Source organism: Flavobacterium fluviale (assembly GCF_003312915.1).
GTDB classification, from domain to species: Bacteria; Bacteroidota; Bacteroidia; order Flavobacteriales; family Flavobacteriaceae; genus Flavobacterium; species Flavobacterium fluviale.
This window is the reverse complement of record NZ_CP030261.1, coordinates 3,140,030-3,163,065: the sequence shown is the minus strand read 5'-3', so window position 1 is coordinate 3,163,065 and position 23,036 is coordinate 3,140,030. Positions and strand designations below refer to the sequence as shown.

Genomic DNA, 23,036 nt, shown 5'->3' with positions numbered 1-23,036 from the left:
TTAAAATCGGTTACAATTTATAACTCAAGCAATTTGGGATTGGTTTTGTAAGTATCCCACAAAAGCTCTCCAAACAATGTGTTCGTCCAGGCAAACCAAGATCTGGTGAAATTCTTAGCATCATCTTTATGGAATGATTCGTGCATAAAACCAGTATCGCCGTGAGAGGCTTTAAGCATTCTTATGCAGTCTTTTATTTCATTTGCATCAGAGGTAGTATAAGCTCTCATAACAAGTGACATTGGCCAAATCATATCCATGCCTACGTGCGGACCGCCGATTCCTTCGGCAACTTTTCCTTTAAAGAAAAATGGATTGTCTGCTGAAAGGACAAATTTTCTGGTATTTTGGTAAATTGGATCTTTAACATCTATCGCATCTAAATAGGGCAGACTTAATAAACTTGGCACATTGGAATCGTCCATCAATAAATGACCTCCAAAGCCGTCTACTTCAAAGGCATAAATATCTCCATATTTAGGATGTTTTACGACGGCATGTTCTTTAATTGCTTTTGAAACTTCATCTGCTAAAGCCCTCAACTCTTTTGCAGTTCCGCTGTCTTTTTGAATCGCTTCTAACATTTCTGCCGCCTGATTCATACTTGCCACAATAAAAAAGTTCGATGGAATTAGAAATGAAAAAACCGTGGCATCGTCGCTTGGCCTAAAAGCAGAACAAACTAATCCTACTGGTTTTACAGGATATCCGTAACCTTTTAATGGTCTTGTATCTGTTGCAAATTGTGTTGTTCGCTGAAAAGTGTACGGATTTTTACCGTCTTTCTGCTGCTGGTCTTTAAAAACTTTTAAAGTGGTTTTGATGGCTTTTACCCAATTTTCATCAAATGGAGAAACGTCTTTGGTGTTTTTCCAGTAATTGTAAGCCAGTCTAATTGGGTAGCAAAGTGAATCGATTTCATATTTTCTTTCGTGAACGCCTGGTTTCATATCAGTATGATCTGTTGTCCACTCTCCTTTTTTATTCGGATCATTGTAAAATGCGTTTGCATACGGATCTTTAAGGATATATTCTGTCTGTCTGTTGATAACTCCAGCAATCAGGTTTTTAAGCTTTTCATCTTTTCCTGCAAATGCCATATACGGCCATACCTGCGCAGAACTGTCTCTTAACCACATTGCATCAATATCACCTGTAATCACATACGTATCTGGACGTCCGTTTTTTTGTGAATAGGTTACAGTTGTATCAAGTGTGTTTGGAAAACAGTTGTTAAATAACCATCCTAACTCTTTATCTTTTACATTTTTTTGAAATTCAGCAATTGTTTTTTCAATAAACTCACTTTCAAAATTTCTTTTGTTTTTGGCAGTCCTAACAACTGGAAAATCTTTAACCGCTTTTGTACCCGCAATTATTTCCAAAGGATCAATAAGGGCCAAACTGCTAAATAAAACTGTGTTCTGGATAAACTTTCTTCTTTGCATAACTATATATTTTTAACATTGTGAAGGCAGAACCTTCGATTATTCATTGGATAGAGAATATGGAAAATCTTCTTTATTAATTCCTCGATTGTTATTTGGTGTCGAGGACATATCAAAATCTAAAACCGCACCTTTCATTAAATCAGAATGGCTCAGCCAGTTTTTTGTATAGGCTTTTCCATTTATTTTCATTCCTCTAATATATCGATTCTGATCGCCGTTTTGCGGGGCATTAATTGTTATGTTTTTGCCTTTTTCCAATTCAATTGTCACTTTTTTAAATAATGGTGCTCCAATGACATATTGATCAGAAGCAGGAGTTACAGGGTAAAATCCTAGCGAAGAGAAAACATACCAAGCAGAAGTTTGTCCGTTATCTTCGTCGCCGCAATAACCGTCTGGCGCTGCATGATACATTCTGTTCATCGTTTCACGTACCCAATATTGCGCTTTCCAGGGTTCTCCAGCATAATTATACAAATAAATCATATGCTGAATTGGCTGATTTCCGTGCGCATATTGTCCCATATTGGCAATCTGCATTTCTCTCATTTCATGAATTACGCCGCCGGTAAAATTCTTTGAGGCAAAAATGGGCGGTGAAGAAAAAACTTTATCTAACTGAGAAACAAAAACTTGCTTTCCGCCCATTAAATCAACCAAACCTTGAACATCGTGAAAAACGGACCATGAATAATGCCAGCTGTTCCCTTCTGTAAATCCATTAAACCATTGAAAAGGATCAAACGGCTCCATAAATTTTCCATCTTTGTTTTTAGGACGCATTAAATTGTATTTAGGATCGAAAAGGTTCTTATAGTTGAAACTTCTCTTTTTATACAAATCAATTTCCGACTGCGGTTTATGCAGCGCTTTTGCTAATTGATAAATCGCAAAATCATCATATGCATATTCCAGTGTTCTTGCAGCACTTTCATTGATTTCATCATTTGGAACATATCCCAAAGTATTATACGAAGCTGCTCCCGCCCGGCCAACTGCTTTTAACGGCCCTGCATTATTTGCACCATGAATCAGCGCTTTGTATAAATTTTCTATATCATAATTCCTTACTTTTCCGCTTTTTAAATACGCTTCAGATACTATCGAAGCCGAATTATTTCCTACCATAATATCACGCAATCCCGGACTTGACCATTCTGGGAGCCAGCCGCTTTCGTCGAATGCATTGGACAAACCTTCCTGCATTTGTGTATTCAACTCTGGATACATTAAATTAAGAAAAGGATACAAGGCTCTAAAAGTGTCCCAAAAACCTGTATCGGCAAACATATAACCTGGTAAAACTTTTCCGTTGTACGGACTGTAATGCACAACTTTTTTGTTTTGATCGAACTCATAAAATTTTCTTGGAAAAAGTAATGATCTGTATAAACAAGAATAAAAAGTTCCCATTTGATCTGGTGTTCCGCCATCGACTTTTATTCTTCCTAATTCTTTGTTCCAAATGGTTTTTCCTTTTTCTTTAAGCTGATCAAAATTATTGCCTTCGATTTCTTTTAAATTTAATTCGGCTTGATCGTAACTTATAAAAGATGATGCCACTTGAGCATTTACTTTTTCACCTGCTTTGGTTTTAAATCCAATTACAGCTCCGGCATGATCCGCTTTCATTTCTAAAGCATTTACTAAAACATCTCCATTAAAAGTAGAATTTAGCTGAAAATCTTTATCAAAAATGATTACGAAATAGTTTTTAAAATTTTCTGGAACGCCGCCGCTGTTTTTAGTTGTGTATCCAATAATTTTTCGTTCAGACGGAATGATTTTCACGTATGAACCCTTATCAAAAGCATCAATTACAATATAAGCTTTATCTGTTTCCGGAAAAGTAAATCTAAATCTTGCCGCTCTTTCTGTAGGTGTAATTTCGGTAGTAACATTATGATCTGCAAGATAAACGCTGTAATAATACGGCGTAACTGTTTCAGCTTTATGAGAAAACCAGCTTTGCCTCTCTTCTTCTTTAAATTTTAGTTCTCCTGTAACCGGCATAATCGAAAACTGCCCATAATCATTCATCCAAGGTGAAGGCTGATGTGTCTGCTTGAAACCTTTTATGCGGTTAGATTTGTAGGTATACGCCCAGCCGTCGCCCATATTTCCTGTTTGAGGCGTCCAGAAATTCATTCCCCACGGCATGGCAATAGCAGGATAAGTATTCCCATTTGAAATTCCGTAATCTGAATCTGTGCCAATCAACGGATTAACCCAATCAATAGGCTGTTGAGGTGTTATGACCTGCATATTTTGAGCACTTACAAAAGAGAAAGTAAAAAGCGCAAAGACGATAGAGTTTTTAATTTTTATCACAACTTTAATTATTAAGCGAATTAATTACGGCTTTATTGATTGTATTCACTTCAGAAAAATTCATTTTATCTACTTTTCGATCGTATGTCATAAAACCATTTACTTCTCCCTCAACATCGGTTGTCTGTGTATAAACCGCCGCAGAAAAACCGACTTTAGCCTGAGCTATTAATTTATCAGCATATTCTTTGTATTTTGCGGTCGTTTCGTCTGTATTTTTGAATTGCGTGTAACCCCAATTTTTATCGGCCTGCCAAAGATGTCCGGCAATAGGTAAACCAATTCCGCCATATTCTCCTAAAACCGTAATTCTGCGAGCATCATACAACTTTAATTCTGGTCCTGGATAATGATGAATATCGAGCATATCTCCCGTTTGAAAATGATTTCCTCCACTAGAAGAATTCACCAAACGACTTGGATCGTGATGTTTAGTCCATTCTGTAATTTCTATGGTTTTGAATTGTCCCCAAGCTTCGTTGAACGGAACCCAAACTACAATACTCGGATAAGAATACAGATGATCCATAATTTCTCTCCATTCCTTTTTGTAAGTTTCCTCAGATTGAGAAGTTCTTTTCAATTCTGTACCGTCAAAGTATTTGTGCATCTGCCAAATCGGACCTTCATCGCCGCTTGGCATATCCTGCCAAACCATAATTCCCATTTTATCGCAGTGCGTATACCATCTCGCTGGTTCGACTTTGACATGCTTTCGGATCATATTAAAACCTAATTCTTTTGTACGAACAATATCATATTTTAAAGCTTCATCTGTCGGCGCTGTATATAATCCGTCCGGCCACCAGCCTTGATCTAATGGACCAAATTGAAAGCAATCTTTATTATTTAACTGAATCCTGACAATCCCGTTTTCATCTCTTTTAGAAGAAATCTTGCGCATCGCAAAATAGCTTTTTACTTCATCTGTAACTTTTCCGCCGCTAATTAATTTTACCTTTACATCATACAAAAATGGTGAATCTGGCGACCATAATTTCGGATTATTCAATCCAATATCCAGCGATTCGCCTGCCGCAGCTTTTGCTGATGTAATTGCAGTGGTGCCGTCGAAAACCGTAACTTCAACAATATCACCTGAAACAGCACCTTCAGCGTCCGCTTTTATGTTTATAGTTCCGCGGTCAATATCTAGTGTAGTTTTTAGACTTGAAAAATGTTTTTTACTCACAGGTTCCAGCCAAACCGTCTGCCAGATTCCTGTTACAGGCGTATACCAGATACTTTCTGGATTTTTAACTTGTTTACCTCTCGGCTGGGTTCCATCATTTGTCGGATCCCAGACTTTTACAACTAATTTCTGAGATTTGCCTTTTAAATACGGTGTGATATTAAAACTAAAAGGGACATATCCTCCAGTGTGCGTACCGATTTTTATATCGTTTATGTAGACTTCTGTTTTCCAGTCTACAGCACCAAAATGCAGTATAATTTCTTTATTTTTCCACGAATTATCCACTGTAAAATTCGTCTCGTACCAAAGTTCTTTTTCTGAGCCAACCGTTTTCATTACACCCGAAAGGCTTGATTCTACAGCAAAGGGAACCAATATTTTTCCATCGTATCCTTTTGGTGCAGTTTGTCCCGCTGGCTGTATTGCGTAATTCCATAAACCATTAAGGTTTTGCCATTGGTTTCTCTCCATTATTGGTCTTGGATACTCTGGCAGCGTATTTTTAGGATCTACTTGTTCGGCCCATTTTGTTTTTATTTTGTCTCCTTGAGGTTTCCACTGCGCTGTGCAGTTTATTACAATAAAGAGAAAAAGTAGTATGGCGATTTTATTTTTCATTATGATATTGCTTGAGGTTGAATAGAATAATATAAAACCTGAAGGCTGCTCTAAAACCTTCAGGTATTACAAACATTACTAACAAAAACTACTTAAACTTATTAATTAAAATAACCATCTTTATCCAGCTTGGCTGCTGCTTCTATCAACATTAACCCGCTTAACTGGGTTGTAAGATCTGTGTTTGCTCCAGGTGCTGGTGCTGTCTTCCAATTGCTTCCAGAAAGCATTGCTGGTCTTAAAATTCCTTTTTTATAAAATGTCTGTGCATTATATTTTAAGAAAGCGGCAAATTTTTCTTTATCTGTGGAATTGATTGTGGGATGCTCTGTAAGTTCTGTAAAATAGCGTATTAAAATACCTTTAAACAATCCGCCGTCTCCTTGTCCTTCGTCTCTCAAAAGTCCCTCAGAAAGTAACTTTGGACTCGTTAAAACTGTCCTTCCCGATTTTACTGCATCATCAAGATAAATCTGCTCATTTGTTGCTTTGTACAATCTTAAACCAGCTCCAATCCAAGTTCCCATATTATAAGTAAATACCCAGTCTTTGTTGGTTGTAACGACGCCGTTTACTTCTGAAATATTATCCCAGACTGCTCCAGAAACAGGATCAACCAAATTACTTTTCTGCCAGGCGTAGATTTTCTTAGCCCAGTCTAAATCATCGGCCTTTTTATCAATTTCGTACAATCTCATGGCAAGAATTACTGCTGGTCCGTTTGATACTGCGTTTTTCTGTCTTGGCGTATCTTGTTTCCACGTGATTCCACCGCCAAAAACATCACTCCAGCTTAATTTTATTCTTCCCCATAAATAATCTGCCACATCTTTATATTCTTGATCTTTTGTTGCATCATAAGCACGCAGGCAAGAATTGGCAAGCCACAGCATATCATCATTAAAAACATTATTGTAAGTATTTCCATTTTTAACTTTTATACCTTGTACCAAAGCCTTCATTCTTGTTTTGTAATTTTCATTTCCAGTTCTTAAAAAACCATCAACAAGAACATCCAAAACATGGGCGTTCGGCCAGTAATTAAAAGTACTTTTTCCTGTATTGTTTTCTATAAATGTGCCATTCGAACCGAGATAATTATTGTAAGTTGAATTTTGCAGAGAATCGGCAGTTTGTGCCCAAGTGTATTTAAATTCCTGTCCGTCTGTACTATTTGGGTCGCGAAGGGGAATTGCTTCATCATCACAAGAAATGGCAAATAACCCCAATCCTATTACGCTGAGCATCATTATACCGCGCATTGAAAATAATTTTTTCATAATATATTCATTTAAAAAAACGTCTCTCAAAAATCTCTTTTTAAGAGACGCTAAGGGTTATTTTATAAAACTGTAAAACTATGTGTGTAAGCTGGTGCCGATGCACTAAAATTAATTTCTGCATTTACATTTTTGTTGTCAACTGCCGAAGCAAATTTGAAACAGTTATTCCAGAAATCGCTTGTTACCGGAACCATGTACCAATATGAAGCAGCAACATTTGCCCCATCAGGTCTGCTGTTGTCTCCATTAATGCTGCCATACCATTCTTCTGTTGTGGTAGCACCATTCACTACAGTAAATTTAAATTTGTAACGCTCATCTCTACCCCATGATTCTTGTTTAAAACTGATTGCTTTATTGGCTGCTTTCCAGACTCCTCCGCCTGCATATGTGTACTCAAATAAATATTGGCTAAGCGGCGGAAACCATAATTCGATTTTTTTGATTTCTGTCATTGTTGTCGAACCGTCGCTAAAATCTATTTTAATTTTGTATACTTTACTTTCTCCTTCGTAAGTTGTCGCTCCGTCTTGTTTCAATTTAGCATCATTGATGTAGAAAACTTCTGGAGTACCATTTTTCCTTGAAATGAATTTGTATGTTCCCGCTTTTAACTTAGTATAAATTTCGAATGTAGTTGCTCCCACTTTTTTAAATGCCTGTGCATCTGCAGCAGATTCTCCATTTTCAGAACCTGTTCCTGTAATAAATAATTGGTCAGGAGTTGGGAATCCGCCGGGCCTTTGTACTTCAAAAATTCCTGAAACTGTAGATTTTTGAACATTTACTCCTTTTGAAGAATAAACTGTCCATTTTAATTTTCCGATAGATTCTGATTCAATTCCTGCTAAAGCAGCGATTTTGTTTAATTCTGTAAAAGAAATATTCAAGGTTTTTTGGAATCCGTTACCATCAGACGGGATTGTGTAGATTGGTTTAGAAAAATCGCCGCTTTCTTTGTCAAAAACAACATCATAAAGCACTACTCCATTATCTTCTGCTTTTGCTCCTTCCCATTCAAAAATGGCAGAACTCTGGGCTCCAAGGTCAAAAAATTTGTTGTCTGCAGGTGAATACAGTGCATTTACAGCACTCACATTAGTATGATTCATTGTGTCATCGTTGTCACAGCCCACGAAGAAAACTGCGCATACTAGCAATAATATTGAATATATATTTTTCATGATTTTATTTATTAGGTTAGTTAGTTTTACCAGTTTGGATTTTGAGATAAATTAGTGTTAATCAAACGCTCATCTCTTGGTATCGGCCACAAATAATGTTTAGCTGGATCAAAAGCTCTTAAGTTTACTCTTAAATATCCGTTGTCTATAGATGACACTCCGAACTTTGCTCCATGTGCGTAACCGTTTAAAACATTTTCAGCTATTTTCCATCTTCTGATATCGAAGATTCTTAAACCTTCCATTCCAAATTCTGTACGACGTTCATTTCTAATTACTTCTCTAAGTCCCGCTTGTCCCAGAGCACTGTTAAATCCTAAAGCTGCTCCATCTGTAAAACCTGCACGTGTTCTTAAAGCTTTTATGGTCTGATCCCAAACTGAACTGTTCATTTGGTTCAGCTCATTTTTAGCTTCAGCGTACATTAACAATATATCTGCATAGCGGAATAACATTAAGTTTAAACCTGAATTTAAAGATGTTAAATGCTGTGGATCATAGTACTTACGTGTGTAATAGCCTGTAGGTGTTGCAGAAGATCCCTGTACAAATTCGTCTGTAGCATTTCCTGGTGAAGAACCTGGTTTGATGTAAATTACATGAGATGAACCATCAGCCTCTTTCCATACATATTGATCGTAAACTACTGTTCCTGTTAATCTTGGATCTCTGTTAACGTATGGATTGTCTTCATTATAACCGGAACCAGCTTCATTGATTTTCTTTCCGTTCAGCATTAAATAACTGTCTACCAATTCCTGAGTCGGAGCCAAAGCATTTAACCTTGCCCCTGCAGAAAGTGGTGCCATATCAAAAAACTCACCCCACATTCTAAATTGAGGAACATATTGTAAGCTTAAAATATCTTCGCTATTGTATTCATTTTGTGGAAGAAACAATCCTTCGTAAGATGAAAAAAGACTGTATTGACCGTAATTCATAGCCATAAATTGTTCCGTCACCTGTACAACTCCTGCCCAATCTCCTTCATACAAAAGAACTCTGGCTTTTAAAGCGGCGGCAGCACCAGCAGTGATTTTTCCTCTATCAGCGGCTGCTAATTGCGTGTTTTTTGGTAAAACAGGAATTATAGCATCAAGCTCACTTAAGATAAATTGAATTACTTCTGTATGAGATGTTCTCGTTATAGATGTCGCTTCTTCCAGAGATGGATCTTTCTTTATCAGCGGAATATCTCCAAACCAAGTTGTCAATTGAAAATGCTGAAAAGCTCTCAAAAAACGTGTTTCAGCTTTCATTCTGTCAATAACAGCTGCATCTGCATTAGGTACACGATCTATATTTTCTAATATAAGATTACAAGTTTTAATACCTGCGTATCTATCTTTCCATTCTTCTTTAATTCTTGCTAATGAAGGATCGTATAACCCGGCACCTATTGATGCTGCTCCTGCATTGTCTCCTCTGCCGTTATACGCATTATCTGAAAGTGCTTCATTATAAAAGAAATACTGGCTTTTCTGCATTTGTGAATATGCTGTATTTAGAAAAGTCTGTGCTTTATCTACGCTTGTCCAATAGGTTGTATCTGTAAATTGGTTTTCAGGTACAAGGTCAAGATCTTCACAACCCGCAACTAACAAAAGTGCTGCTGCTGGTAAGAATTTTATTTTTTTAAGTATATTTTTCATTTTATTTCTTTTTTAAAAGCTAACATCAACACCCATTCCGTAATATACCTGCGTAGGGTAAGCCCTGCCGCTGTTTGCTCCTGAAGTTGACATACTGTTATTGAACTCAGAAAGTTCTGGATCAACAAATTTAACTTTAGACAATGTCAGCAGATTTTGTCCTGAAACGTAAACTCTGAATTTACTCATCCCTAAATTTTTAGCAACATCATCTGATAATGAGTAACCTATCTGCACATTTTTAAGTCTTGCGTAAGCTCCATCGTACAAATACATATCAGAGCCTCTTCTAAAGTTATTGGTGTTCGATTGTGTACCGTTATTGGCAAGACGAGGATATCTGGCATCTGGATTTTGAGGTGACCAGTAATCCAATTGATGCGTGTACATGGTCATACCATAATTGTAGTGAAAAGGTTCAACTTGTTCGCCTCTTATCATCATTGTTCTCTTTCCAACTCCTTGAATGAAAACACTTAAATCGAAATTTTTATAATCAACGTTGTATGTAGCACCAAATGTGTATCTAGGAAATGGATTTCCGAAGACGAATTTATCATTGTCATCAATCTTCCCGTCTTTGTTTAAGTCTACATATCTATTATCTCCCGGCTGAACTGTGATTCCTTCTGGAACTGCTGCTCCTTGAATTTCTTCAACACTTTGAAAATAACCGTCTCTTTTTAAGCCAACATACGAATTAAAAGGAAGTCCCTCACGAAGTATTACTTGCAGTTCTTCTACGCCTGTTAGTCTTTCTTGTCCGCCAAATTCAAGTACTTTGTTTTTTGAATCTCCAAAATTTACAGTCAAACTTTGGTTTACAGCTTTACCTTTATGACGGTAAGTTGCACTTATTTCCCATCCTCTATTTCCGACTTTACCAGAGTTAAAATCTGGAAGATCTGTACCGTAAACTCCAGGTACTTGAGGCGGAACTAAAATATCCGAAGTCACTTTATCGAAGAAATCAAATGAAAAACTTAGCGCTCCTTTAAAGAAATCAGCATCCAGACCTACGTTAAATGTTGCTGCTTTTTCCCATTGAATATCAGGGTTAGCGAAGTTATAGCCCGTTCCGCTTACTCCACCATTATTAAATCCGTATGCATTTTGGAAAGTGAAATATGTCGTTTGGTATTGATAATTTCCAACATTTTGATTTCCTAAAATTCCATAAGAAGATCTTAGTTTAATGTTTCCTACATTATCTCTGTAGCTTTCCATAAAATCCTCCTTTGTAAGTCCGTATCCAACAGTTACTGATGGAAAGAATCCCCAGCGGACTTCATCTCTGAATTTAGACGAACCATCATATCTAAAACTGAATTCGGCAAAATATTTATCTTTATAATCGTAACCAGCACGGCCAAAAAGAGAATTTAAACTGCTTTTTGAAGAAGCCGGATTACCATTGGGATCTGTTCCGTTCGAAGTAAAGGAATTTTTTCCAATTACTGTTTCGCTGGTTGGTGTTCCTAAATCTGGGTCATTAAATTTTGTATACAAAGCCGATCTTCTCTCTGAACGATTTTCGTTAGAATAACCAACTAAAGCACTAACATTATGATTGCCAAAAGTTTTTGCGTATTCTAACATGAACTGTGTATTCAAATCAAGACTTTTCTGATTTTCTTCGTTAGTGTCCCGATCTGCACCATAAATACCCTGCGGTAAGAAATTAACCTGCATAGTTCTAGCGTACATATTTCCTGACCATAGGCGTCCTCCAAATACACCTTTCACTTTCAAATCACTTGTCAATTTGTATTCCGCATTAAAGGCTCCAAAAACATCATCGTTATCGTATTTTCGAAAACCTCCTTTTTCTAAAATACCCAGCGAGTTAAATTGCTGTAAGACATCATTTGTAAGGAAATTTCCATCTTCATCTTTTTGAGTATAATACAAGGGAACCCTGAATGCATCTACCATTAAGGTGCTCGTGCTTGACGAATGATCAGTAATTTTTTGTTTGGAATAAGCTAATGTAGAAGTCAGTTTAAATTTGCCATATTCGTTAGTAAGATTAATTCTGAAATTATAGCGTTCCATTCCCTTTTTTGGTCCAACAAAATTACTTTCCTGATCCAAGTAACCGAGAGAAACTAGGTAAGTTGAATTTTCGTTCCCTCCAGAAATCGAAAGATTCTGATTTAATTGTAATGCTGGTTTAACGATCTCTTCTGCAAACCATTCTGTATCTCCTTTTGCTTTTAATGCAGCAATTTCTGCTGCAGAGAAGACTGCGGTTGATTCACCAGAATTATAAGCTGCTTCGTTTCTCAACATCGCATTTTCGTAACCATGCACGGGACTTGTAAAGAATTTAGGTGTATTGAAACCTGCAAGACTGCTGTATTGAATCGTCATAGGGCTTCCTTTACTACCTTTTCTTGTAGTAATAAGAACAACTCCATTACTAGCTCTAGATCCGTAAATTGCAGCACTTCCCGCATCTTTTAAAACAGACACACTTTCTATATCGGCTGGATTTAGCGCATTAATATCTCCGCCCACAATTCCGTCAATAACAATTAACGGACTATTATTTCCCAATGTACTGATACCTCTAATATTCAAGTTCAATCCTGCACCAGGTTCAGAATTAGTCTGCTGGATTGTTAAACTTGGCGCTTTTCCCTGCAATGCCAGCGTTGTATTCACGTTTGGTCTGCCGTTAAAAGCCTCGTTATTAACCTGATCGATAGCTCCAACTACTTTCTTTCTTTTCTGTGTACCATAACCTACCACTACCACTTCATCTAAAGCTGATACATCAAGATCCATAGCCACATTAATAACACTTTTATTGTTCACTTTTATGTCGACTGGTTTGTATCCAATCATTGTAAATCTTAAAGTTGTACTGCCATTTTGTAATGAAATGGTGTAACGCCCGTCAAAATCTGCGTTTACCGCATTCCTAGGATCACTTACATCCATAACAGTTGCACCTGGAAGGGAGAGGTTGTCTGAAAGAGAAGTTATAACCCCGGAAACTTGAGTTTTTTGATTCTGCGCGGTTATGTGGTTATACCCGCAGAAAAGCAAAGCAATTGTGAGAAAAAAATGCGCATAGAGCATCCTTTTCATTCTGCAATTCGAATGTTTCATCATGAAATATTTTGGTTAGTTAGCAATAATTGAATTAATAATAAAAGACAAAAAACAGGTTTGGAGATCAACCTGATTAAGCAGTAAAACAGCAGTAATTTTTTTGTTTGATTAAATGGTTCCGGAATTCTTAATCGCTAAAAAAACTAACACACACTGTAATAACTTATTAACTCTTAGCAAACATACTAAAACGTTTTAGTAAAAAAAAATATTTTTTACTAAATATAATTTTACTGTTAATTTTTAAAGATATTCTTGAATATATGCGATAATGACAATAATTATTTAAAAAATACAAACGAAAACGTTGTAAAACAATTATTAAATCAAAGTACTAAATTAGAGTTAAAATGAAAGTTAGCGGGATTTAGCTGAATTTCACTCCTAAAAAAGACGAATAACATCTTTCAAAAGACAAGAAACCAAAATAACCCGATGAAAGACGAAAAAATATGTTGAAATAATTATCCAAATCAAAAAAGAAATGTTAACACAAAAAAGGCAAAATGGAAAGGCAAGTTGGAGGAATAATAGAACTTTTTAAACTATAAAAAAGACAAAAAAATAACCTGAAATCAATCGCAAAAATGATAATCAGGTTAGTTCGAAAATATTAAATGTATATTTTATTTTTGTTTTGCTAATGAAGATTCGCGAATAATTAATTCTGTTTTTAAAACAATTTTCTGATGCGTTTCAGAAACATCTTTTTTCTTTAAAAGCGGCAGCATTACTTCCATCAATTTAGAACTAATTTCTACTAAAGGCTGAGCGACAGATGTAATAGTAGGATCATAAATTTTAAACATATCGTTGTCATCAAAGGCAATAAGTCCTAAATCTTTAATCAAGTTTTGATTTGTTTCTTTTAAAACTTCTAAACCACTCTGAGCTAGATAATTGGTAGAAAAGAAAACAGCATCTAGATCTTTATTTTGTTCGAAAAACTTTTTAATGTATTCTTTTCCTTTTCCTTTTATAATCTGCTCAAAAGGGATCTGAAGAACATACGGCTTTAAACCATTTTTTTCTACTGCTTTCTCGTAACCATGCAGACGCCCGTACATCTGGCTTTGATCTGATGCGGTACTAATAAAACAGATATTTTTAAACTTATTATCGATCAAATGCTGCGTAGCGTCAAAGGAAGCTTGCTCATTGTCAATCACTACACTATTACAATCAAGTCCTTCGTAAAATCTATCTAATAAGATAACGGGTATATTATCATTTATTAAATTTTCGATAGTATCTCTAATTCCAGGAGACGGAACAATTATAAATCCGTCAACTTGACGAAAATTAAATAAAGTTATCAGTTCATTGGCTTTTTCATCATCATTTTCATTACTGCAGAAAATAACTTTATACCCTTTTTCATAAGCTATATCTTCAAAAATACGGGCAAGCTGAGAAAAGAAACTATTAGAAATATCTTCAACCATAAAAACTAACAGCTTTGATTTTCCCGTTCTAAGACTTTGTGCAATCTGATTTGGTCTGTAGTTAATGAGCTTCGCATAATCTAAAACCTTTTTTGTAAGTTCCGGAGAAATATGTTTTTCTTTTGCTTTTCCGTTTAATACAAAAGATACAGTTGTTACCGAAATCTTCAATTCATCGGCAATATTTCTAATGGAAACAGGTTTTTTCTTCATTTTAGATTAAATTTATTTAAAATCCTCACTTTTGTTCAAATATAGCAAAGTATTACGTATTTAAAAATACGGAAGCTCAGTCTTAATTTGCTCCCAGAAAATTTCATCATACAAATAACTTGAACCTAAAATACTTATCTGTTCTGTATTTTCAACAATAGAAATAGTTGTATTTATATTTTTGCTTTTAAAATTTTCTTGAAGTTTCGACAAAAACAAGCGATGTGATTTTGCTATATTACCACCTATAATAAGCAGATCTGCCTCGAAATCAATAATAAAAGGGGATAAAAAGCCGCTTAAGTTTTCAGCAAATTCATCGAAAATTTTAGCGGTCGAAAAGTTTTCTATTGCGGCAATTTCTTTAACACCATCTGTCAATTTTTCGCCTGTACTTTTTTCGTATTCATTTAAAAACCATCTGGTTGAAAAATAACTATCCGCAATATTATCTTTAAATGGTTTATCCCACAGGCAGCCATTATGAGGTACATTATTTCCTTGCGTAATTGGCAATTTATTATCTAAAAAAGCCGCACCAAAACCTGTTCCTAGTGTAATTGCAATTATTTTAGAAGAAGAGGCAGCATTTTCTAAAAGTGAGCCTCCCACTCCAAAGCAGCTGGCATCATTTAAAAATCTAAAAGTGATATTTGCAACATTTAAATATTTTGAAAGTTCCTCGGAAACGGAAACATTGTATAAGGATTCATATTTATCGTTTCCTTCAAACATGGCAATTCCAGATTCATACTGGAAAGGCCCCGGCATAGAAAAAGCGATTCCAATTTTATCTGTTTCTGCATATTCTGATTTTTCCTGAACTGCCTTAATCGTTTTATTAATAATCTCTGCCCATTTTTTTATGATCACTTCCTTAGAAGCCTTATTATCAATAGCTCCGCTAAAGTATGTTTCGGAAATTATTACAAAGTCATTCGTATTAACTGCTGCGCTGCTTATGTGACTTCCACCAATATCTACACCTATTGTTATTGCCATTTATTTTTTATTTTAATTATATTTATAATTAATGTTTGTTTATCCTTTTACTTTAACTCATTTGAAATGAGACATTTTTAGAGATTAAGAACTAGAATTCAAACCTAAAAAGAAAGTTTTCTAGCATTTGATACTTTATTATCAAAAAACAATACTATTCTTTACCTTGCTTTTAAGTATTTATAAAAACAACCAAAGATTTAAATTTTAAAATGGGAAATTTAGAATTTCATCCTTTATACTGTTTTTGATCAATTTTGTCAATAAGTTTTACTTGAAAAAAGCAGTATAAAATAATAAAGGATATTTTAGTTTCATGCTGGACATAAATCTTGATTCGATCAAAATTTATCATTTACCAAATATTCCTTTTTATCTTAATTAAATTTGAATACTATGAACTAATTAGTTATTATTATTTTTAATTAATAATAATGTATTTAATTTCATAAGATTTATTCAAAAACAAAATTAAGATTAACAAATATACTAAAACGATTTAGTATACCAAATAAAGTGTATTTTTTTTCCAATAAAAATGAAATTTTTAAAAATGGTTTTATCGTAAAAATTCTAAAGCTGCTTCTTTAAAAAACGCATAAAACATTTTTACATTCTACGGCTATATCTTTTACTGCTATTTAATTACTTGGGCTTTTACACCTTCGTTAGTAATTGTTATAGGTTTTATAAAACCATTTTCATCAAAATGCATTTCTTCCATACAAGTTTCTCTCGAATTTGCATGGGTTTCAGTAAGCGGTCTTCTGTGGTAAACGATGTAATATTTCTCAGAATTGGGTATTTTTATAACGGAATGATGCCCTGCTCCTACAGCAATTTTAGGATCTTGCTCTAAAATTTTTCCAATTCTTTTAAAGGGACCTATTGGAGAATCTGCAATTGCATACGCCACACAATAATCTGGACCTGTCCAGCCACCTTCAGACCACATGAAGTAATATTTATTATTTTTTATAAACATAAAAGGCCCTTCAACATAATTTTCTGGAGTAATCTCTTTGAAAACGCTTTTATCCTCAAACGGAATAAAACCAGTAAAATCGGGTTTTAACTTTGCTATGTTACAATGCTGCCAGCCTCCGTAAATTAAATAACACTGTCCGTCTTTATCTCGAAAGACAAATTGATCGATAGGCTGCGCGCCATTATAAAATTTGTCAACTAATGGTTTTCCTAAGTAATCTTTGTATGGACCTTCGGGCTTTGAGGCAACAGCAACGCCAATTCCTCCTGCTTCGTTATCACTTTGAATATCATTTGCTCCAAAAAAGAGAAAATATTTATTTTTATGTTTAATAATTGAAGGTGCCCAAATTGCTTTCTTTGCCCATTTTACGGCTGCGGTGTCTAAAATTCTTGGATGCTTTGTCCAATTCGTTAGATCTTTTGATGAAAAAGCATCAAAAAAAACCTGCTTCTCGTATGGAGCCGAAAAAGTCGGATAAACCCAATACGTTTTATCAAAAATAATAGCCTCGGGATCTGCGTACCATCCTTTAAATATCGGATTGTTATTTTTTGTCTTATTCAAATCTGCTGACTGAGCAATTACTTTTGAACACAAAATAACAGTAAGAAAACATACAATATTTTTCATCAAATAATCAATTTAATTAGACCATGTATTTGCGGGTTTGGCATCTACTTTCATATTTAAAATACCTCCCTTTCTAATGGCGGCTAGTTCGATTGAAAGCTGTTTTAAATTATCATCGTTCAGTTTTACTTCTTGAAGATATACATTGGTTTTAGAATTGTTTTTCACATCAATCACGAAGACTTTATTTTTGTCTTTGTCAGATTGCTTAATGGTAATTTTATCAAATAATGGACTTCCTATCTGGAATGAGGGATTAATATCTGTCAGCCCCTTAACATCAAACAATCCAATAGATGACATTACATACCAAGCGCCTAATTGACCTTGATCTTCGTCCTGACCGTAGCCATAGCCATGTATTCCTTCGGTTCCATAAAATTCGTCACAAATTGCATGAACCCATTTTTGTGTAAGATACGGTTTTCCCGAAAAATTAAAAAGCCATGAAATATGTAAATTAGGCTGATTTCCATGGTTATAAAATCCAGATAATCCTGCAAAAGCATCTATTTTTGTTCCTCCTCCAAAAACATTTTTTTGAGATTTCGTAAAAATATCATTCAATCGGTCATTAAAAGTATCTTTTCCTAAAGTCGCCACTAATTCTGTTACATTATGAGGAACATAAAACGTATACTGCCAGGCATTTCCCTCTTGAAATCCTCGCCATGGTTCTGATGGATTAAAATCTTTTATAAATTTTCCATCAGCGTATTTGGGTCTTATAAAACCTGTTTCTTTATCATAAAGCAATTTCCATCCGTCTGCCAGATTGATGAGTTTTTCGTAATCTTTAGTTTTTCCTAATGCTTTTGCAAATTGCGCTACGGCATACGCACTATAGGAATACTCCAGAGTATGAGATGCAGAAAATCCAGAACCTTCTGTATTTGTTTTATATTCCATATTATCTAAAAAAGGGGAATAGCCTAAGTTTACAAATTGCTTCACGTCCATTTTTCCTGCTCCCTCAATTCTGTCTTTCCATTCCAATTCATTTTTTAAAGCCGCTTCGTAACCTTTTTCAATATCAAAATTTCGAATCCCTGCATTATATGCCGATGCAATGGCAAGTCCAGTAAAGTTTGTTCCAACACCAGATACATATTTGCTGTTTGCAATACCATCTCCAAGCCATCCTGCATCTTTATAAACCAGTAATTGACCTTGAACCCAGTCTGCATAATATTCTGGATAAGCCAATGCCCAAAGCTGTGTTAGATTCCAGAAACCGCCCCAAATGGCATCTGTATTATAATAGTTGTGTTTAGGCTGGCCTTTTGAATCTAACGGAATTTGACCTGCTTTTCCATTATTCATAGGATAAGCGCCGTTTACATCGCTTCCTAATCCGCGGCCTAATAAAGCGTGGTATAAACCTGTATAGAATTTAATTTTATCATTTTCATTTTTTCCTTCAACCGTTATTCTGCCAAGATAATCGTTCCAAACGTTCAGGCTTTGTTTCCTTGCACTATCAAAATTTAACTTTTTTGCTTCTGTATCCAGATTCAATCTGGCATTTGCAATAGAAGTATACGACAACCCAATTTTAACCGTAATCATTTCATTTTCTTTCGTATCGAACGTTAAATAAATTCCAGAACCTTCTCCAGTGGTTTCTTTATCGCCTGCTTTGGTTTCTTTTTTATTGAATACTCCAAAAGCGGCTGGCTTTTTATCTAAAACGGCTGAAAAATACATTGCCACTTCGGCACCTGCCTGATATTTTTTTACATATTCTGGTATTGTGATTACGTAACCTTCTATTCTACCGTCGTTCGTAATTTGAACTTTTGATTCTTTAACTGCTCCGCTCTCACCTTGTCTGTTGCCAATATCAAAAATAATATTGGATTGAGAGGATTTAGGAAAAGTATAACGTTGAAAACCAACTCTTTTTGTCGCAGTAAGCTCTGCCTTAATATTATAATCTTTGAGCAGTACCGAATAATATCCAGATGTGGCGTTTTCGTCTTTTCGATCAAATCTAGATCTATATCCTTCATCGGGATTTTCAAGTTTTCCAGGAATGGTCTGTACTTTACCTACTGAAGGCGCTAAGACAATGCCTCCTACTTGAAATTCATGCAGACAAGCAAAACCTTCAATAGAAGTATCTCTATCATCATAGCCAGTGGCTTCCCAGCCTTGTTCGTTTCCTAAATGCGCATTTGTTGATGGCCCTAGTTTTGCAAGCCCAAATGGCATTGCTGCGGGTGTATAAAAAAACCAGCGGCTGTGTGCCGTTCCAATATTTGGACTTACATAATCAGACAACTTTTTATTTGACTGCTGGCTCAAAACTGCGTTACTCATTAAAGAGATAACAGCTGTAAAACAGCATTTTACTAAGATATTTTTCATGATCAATTATTTTAAAGTAACTGTAATTCCTTTTTTAAGAGTTCCAGAACCAATATATATTTTACCATTCAATAACAAATTGACATTTATTTTTTGAATTTCGGCGCTGCTGTTTCTTTTTCCTTCTGTTTTAGCTACTTTTACTAAAACTGTATCATTTTTTCTTTCAGCGGCAAAAGTGACTAAAGCGTAATCTCCTTTTTCAAATCCAAATCCGTCTCCCGCGTCCAGATATAATTCTCCTTTTGCAGTATTTTTTTCATTAAGACAAACATAAAGACTTAACGGGTCAAAAGAATTCTCTCCTGCGTTTTGTATTACTTTACCAGCAGGAATAATGGATCCGCCTTTTATTTTCAGTTTTGCCTGATATTTATCGTTTTGTTCCCCCTCAATAAGATTTAATTCTTCCCAAATGCCAGAAGGAAGTTTAGGCTTTTTTGCAAATGAAGGAACAACCAAAAGATTTTCTCCTAACAAAAACGCTTGTTCTTCATCTCTTAAACTTGAATTTTTACTATCCGCAAAAAATACAGGAGCCATTACAGGTAGTCCAGTTTTAGAAGATTCATAAAAAAGCGTGTACAAATACGGCAGTAAACGATAACGACGTTCTAGAGCAATACGAGAAGTTTTTTCGATTGCTGCACCATAAGCCCAAGGTTCTTTATCATTTGTTCCTGCGCAGGCATGTCCGCGTGCGAAAGGCATAAAAGCACCAAAACTCAACCAGTTTGCCCATAAATCGCCATCTGTATTTCCTAAGAAACCTCCAATATCCGGTCCATTAAAAGGCTGACCTGATAGCCCTAAAGTAAGAGACATTGGTACAGAAAGTTTTAAATGATCCCAGCCTGCATAATTATCACCTGTCCAAGTCGCTGCGTAACGCTGTCCTCCTAATAAATTTGACCGTGTAAGAAGAAAAGGCCTTTTGTCTGGATTTGTTTTTAAAATTCCATTATAAGATGCTTCAACCATTAAACGTCCATATGCATTGTGATACAGTAAATGCGGGCCTTGAGGCAGGTTTCCTCCGCCTTTGTGCGGTGTATCGTAAGGCATTGTTCCGAGGCGTTTGTCTTCTGGAAAATCATTATCGTTTACAGCAGGTTCGTTCATGTCGTTCCAAACCCCATCAATTCCAGTATTTAAAAAATCTTTATAAAGTCCGCCCCACCAATTTCGAGTTTTAGGATCTGTAAAATCAGGAAAAACACAATCTCCCGGCCATACTTTTCCGTGATACTCTTCTCCATTATTTTTCATTACCCAGACACCATTCTGCGAGCCTGATTGGTAGACATCATAATCTTTATCGACTTTTACTCCAGGATCAATCATGTATACAGCACGAAAACCCTTTTTATGTAAATTGTCATTTAATCTTTTAGGATTGGAGAATCTAATGCTGTCAAAAGTAAAAACTCGATAACCCTGCATGTAATCTATATCCATCCAAATGACGTCACATGGAATTTTCTTTTCTCTAAAAGTATCGGCAATTTCCATAACACGTTTTTCACTATCATAAGAAAATCGGCATTGATGGTAGCCCAAAGCCCAGCGTGGAGGCAGTTTGATTGTTCCTGTTAATTCTGAAAGTCCTTTTATAACTTCCTGCGGAGACTCTCTATCAATAAGGTAAACTCTAAATAAAGCACCTTCAGAGTTGTAAATAATCTGATCTGAATTTGTAATTAATTCTGCTTTCCAAGTACTGTCAAATATAATTCCGAAAGCAGAGCCGTCTGGTCGAACCCCCATAACCCAAGGATGCGTTTGATACAATCTTTTTCCGCCTTCAACACTATAAGCACCTGTATCGGTATTCCATAATTTTATCGATTGTCCGTTGCGTAAAAGCGGTCCTGTAACTTCCCCTCCTCCATACAGACTTATATTTCCCTGAAGATTTAAAACGGCACCTGCCTTATTATTTTGAAATCTAAATTCAGGAATTAAAGTCCAATCTAATGGTACTTTGCCTTTTGATTTTGGTTCTGAAGCAAGTATCAAGGAAGGTGTTTTGCTTTTATCAAACCCTTTTGGAATAAATTCAACAATTCGATTCCCCACAAGCGAAGTTTTTTGTAATGGAACTTCTTGTGCATTGATAGGTATAGAAAGCGTAATAAAGAGAACGGAAATTAAGGTGGTTTTAAAATTCATGTGGTTAGTTAGTAATTGAAATGTTAGTAAACTATTATAAATCAACAATAACAAAACTACTAAAACGTTTTAGTATATTTATCAAAATGTTGATTTATTTTGTGTTTTTTACTTTAAAAGTGTTCTTAAATTGAAGGAATATTTAGAAGAACTCCCGCCATTTCTGACCTTCCTATAGCAGAATATTTATTTTTGCACTAAGTCAATTACTGCATTTTTAGTGATTTTTTTCACCACATCTTTCACTTAAATTAAAATTTGCATGATATAAAATCCTATTTTCTCCATCGCTTTACAGCAGCAATTTTCAAAAAAGTTTTTTCATATCGCAATCAGAATTCTCTACAATGAGAAAATAAAAAGTAAACATCAAAGTTTGTATAACTAAGATCTCCTCTACAGATTATTTATAGGACTTAAAAAACTCGTAAGCTCTTTTCTCTGCATAGGAATACGTTGAATTTTTAAGTGGAAAAGCACAATGACCTCCATACCTTGGAGTTTCGAGATAGACATAGGCACTATCCTGCGCTATAGCCCTCGGATAACATCTCTCGCCTAAAAAAGGGTCGTCGAGAGAATTAATAATTAAAACTGGAGTAGTGATATTTTGAAGAGAAAATTCGGGAGAAACCTGCTCATAGTATTCCTCGCGACTGGCATAGCCATGAAGCGGTGCCGTAAAATAGTGATCTACTTCATCAAAAGAGGTAATTCTATCTATTTGATCACTATTAATGAAATCAGGAAACTGCGCTGCTTTGTGTTTCAATTTTCTTTTAATATCAATTGTAAAATTTTTTAGATAAACCCTGTTAAAACCTTGTTTAAGTACAGCTGCGCTTGTTGCAATATGTGTAGGAACTGAGATAGAAACTCCTGCCTTTACGCGTTCATCTATTTTTGTCCATCCAAAATAATTTAAAAGCTGCACACCGCCCATTGAGTATCCAATCAAATAGACTTCTTCGAATCCTTTTCTGAGAACAAATTGAACTACCTCGTCCAGATCATCAACTGCACCATGATGATAAAGTCTTGGAAGCCGGTTCATTTCGCCGCCGCAAGTACGATTATTCCAAGCAAAAACTGAAAAATCTTGCTGCTGAAAGTAAGCTGCGCAGCTATTGTTGTAAGTCCTGCGCGAATCGCCTTCTAAGCCATGACATAAAATTACCGCTTTTTTGGGGTCATTAATAATAAAATCAATATTGATAAAATCCCCGTCGTTCAACTCATGTTTTTCTCTCGTATATCCTGGAACTTCAAACTTTTTAAACAAAGCAGCATAAATGGTAGAAATATGCTTGTTCCTATGCATAATCGAAGGGAAATTATATTCTGATTGTTCAATTACTGGCATGATAAGAAAGTTTTTG

13 protein-coding genes are annotated in these 23,036 nt (G+C 35.4%); all 13 read right to left on the bottom strand.

Annotated features, from left to right (window positions below; genetic code table 11):
• Positions 1 to 17: 17 nt before the first annotated feature.
• On the bottom strand, positions 18 to 1,448 hold the full coding sequence (locus tag HYN86_RS13890; RefSeq protein ID WP_113678575.1) for a glycoside hydrolase family 125 protein: 1,431 nt from the start codon (positions 1,446 to 1,448) through the stop codon (positions 18 to 20).
• Positions 1,449 to 1,487: 39 nt separating this feature from the next.
• Positions 1,488 to 3,779, bottom strand: coding sequence for a GH92 family glycosyl hydrolase (locus HYN86_RS13885; protein WP_205334649.1), 2,292 nt, complete (start codon positions 3,777 to 3,779; stop codon positions 1,488 to 1,490).
• Positions 3,780 to 3,786: 7 nt separating this feature from the next.
• On the bottom strand, positions 3,787 to 5,595 hold the full coding sequence (locus HYN86_RS13880; RefSeq protein ID WP_113678574.1) for a glycoside hydrolase family 2 protein: 1,809 nt from the start codon (positions 5,593 to 5,595) through the stop codon (positions 3,787 to 3,789).
• A 101-nt stretch (positions 5,596 to 5,696) separates the two neighbouring features.
• The gene (locus HYN86_RS13875; RefSeq protein ID WP_113678573.1) at positions 5,697 to 6,875 is read right to left on the bottom strand and encodes a glycoside hydrolase family 76 protein; all 1,179 of its coding nucleotides are present in this window, start codon (positions 6,873 to 6,875) and stop codon (positions 5,697 to 5,699) included.
• Positions 6,876 to 6,937: 62 nt separating this feature from the next.
• Positions 6,938 to 8,062, bottom strand: coding sequence for a SusE domain-containing protein (locus HYN86_RS13870; protein WP_113678572.1), 1,125 nt, complete (start codon positions 8,060 to 8,062; stop codon positions 6,938 to 6,940).
• A 26-nt stretch (positions 8,063 to 8,088) separates the two neighbouring features.
• Positions 8,089 to 9,714, bottom strand: a complete 1,626-nt coding sequence (locus HYN86_RS13865; protein ID WP_113678571.1) for a RagB/SusD family nutrient uptake outer membrane protein — start codon at positions 9,712 to 9,714, stop codon at positions 8,089 to 8,091.
• Between the two features lie 12 nt (positions 9,715 to 9,726).
• Positions 9,727 to 12,810, bottom strand: coding sequence for a SusC/RagA family TonB-linked outer membrane protein (locus HYN86_RS13860; RefSeq protein WP_205334603.1), 3,084 nt, complete (start codon positions 12,808 to 12,810; stop codon positions 9,727 to 9,729).
• A 650-nt stretch (positions 12,811 to 13,460) separates the two neighbouring features.
• Entirely contained in the window at positions 13,461 to 14,492 is a 1,032-nt protein-coding gene (locus HYN86_RS13855; RefSeq protein WP_113678569.1) for a LacI family DNA-binding transcriptional regulator, read from the bottom strand.
• Positions 14,493 to 14,552: 60 nt separating this feature from the next.
• Positions 14,553 to 15,494, bottom strand: a complete 942-nt coding sequence (locus tag HYN86_RS13850) for an ROK family protein (RefSeq protein ID WP_113678568.1) — start codon at positions 15,492 to 15,494, stop codon at positions 14,553 to 14,555.
• 637 nt (positions 15,495 to 16,131) lie between these two features.
• On the bottom strand, positions 16,132 to 17,115 hold the full coding sequence (locus HYN86_RS13845; protein WP_113678567.1) for a glycoside hydrolase family 43 protein: 984 nt from the start codon (positions 17,113 to 17,115) through the stop codon (positions 16,132 to 16,134).
• Between the two features lie 12 nt (positions 17,116 to 17,127).
• The gene (locus HYN86_RS13840) at positions 17,128 to 19,485 is read right to left on the bottom strand and encodes a GH92 family glycosyl hydrolase (RefSeq protein WP_113678566.1); all 2,358 of its coding nucleotides are present in this window, start codon (positions 19,483 to 19,485) and stop codon (positions 17,128 to 17,130) included.
• Positions 19,486 to 19,491: 6 nt separating this feature from the next.
• Entirely contained in the window at positions 19,492 to 21,657 is a 2,166-nt protein-coding gene (locus HYN86_RS13835) for a TIM-barrel domain-containing protein (protein ID WP_113678565.1), read from the bottom strand.
• 403 nt (positions 21,658 to 22,060) lie between these two features.
• Entirely contained in the window at positions 22,061 to 23,020 is a 960-nt protein-coding gene (locus tag HYN86_RS13830; protein WP_113678564.1) for a YheT family hydrolase, read from the bottom strand.
• Positions 23,021 to 23,036 lie beyond the last annotated feature (16 nt).

What these genes read in the sequence shown, in the direction of transcription:
- HYN86_RS13890 (WP_113678575.1), bottom strand. Translation starts at nt 1,448, where the DNA reads ATGCAAAGAAGAAAGTTTATCCAGAACACAGTTTTATTTAGCAGTTTG.
- HYN86_RS13880 (WP_113678574.1), bottom strand. Translation starts at nt 5,595, where the DNA reads ATGAAAAATAAAATCGCCATACTACTTTTTCTCTTTATTGTAATAAAC.
- HYN86_RS13875 (WP_113678573.1), bottom strand. Translation starts at nt 6,875, where the DNA reads ATGAAAAAATTATTTTCAATGCGCGGTATAATGATGCTCAGCGTAATA.
- HYN86_RS13870 (WP_113678572.1), bottom strand. Translation starts at nt 8,062, where the DNA reads ATGAAAAATATATATTCAATATTATTGCTAGTATGCGCAGTTTTCTTC.
- HYN86_RS13865 (WP_113678571.1), bottom strand. Translation starts at nt 9,714, where the DNA reads ATGAAAAATATACTTAAAAAAATAAAATTCTTACCAGCAGCAGCACTT.
- HYN86_RS13860 (WP_205334603.1), bottom strand. Translation starts at nt 12,810, where the DNA reads ATGAAAAGGATGCTCTATGCGCATTTTTTTCTCACAATTGCTTTGCTT.
- HYN86_RS13855 (WP_113678569.1), bottom strand. Translation starts at nt 14,492, where the DNA reads ATGAAGAAAAAACCTGTTTCCATTAGAAATATTGCCGATGAATTGAAG.
- HYN86_RS13850 (WP_113678568.1), bottom strand. Translation starts at nt 15,494, where the DNA reads ATGGCAATAACAATAGGTGTAGATATTGGTGGAAGTCACATAAGCAGC.
- HYN86_RS13845 (WP_113678567.1), bottom strand. Translation starts at nt 17,115, where the DNA reads ATGAAAAATATTGTATGTTTTCTTACTGTTATTTTGTGTTCAAAAGTA.
- HYN86_RS13840 (WP_113678566.1), bottom strand. Translation starts at nt 19,485, where the DNA reads ATGAAAAATATCTTAGTAAAATGCTGTTTTACAGCTGTTATCTCTTTA.
- HYN86_RS13835 (WP_113678565.1), bottom strand. Translation starts at nt 21,657, where the DNA reads ATGAATTTTAAAACCACCTTAATTTCCGTTCTCTTTATTACGCTTTCT.
- HYN86_RS13830 (WP_113678564.1), bottom strand. Translation starts at nt 23,020, where the DNA reads ATGCCAGTAATTGAACAATCAGAATATAATTTCCCTTCGATTATGCAT.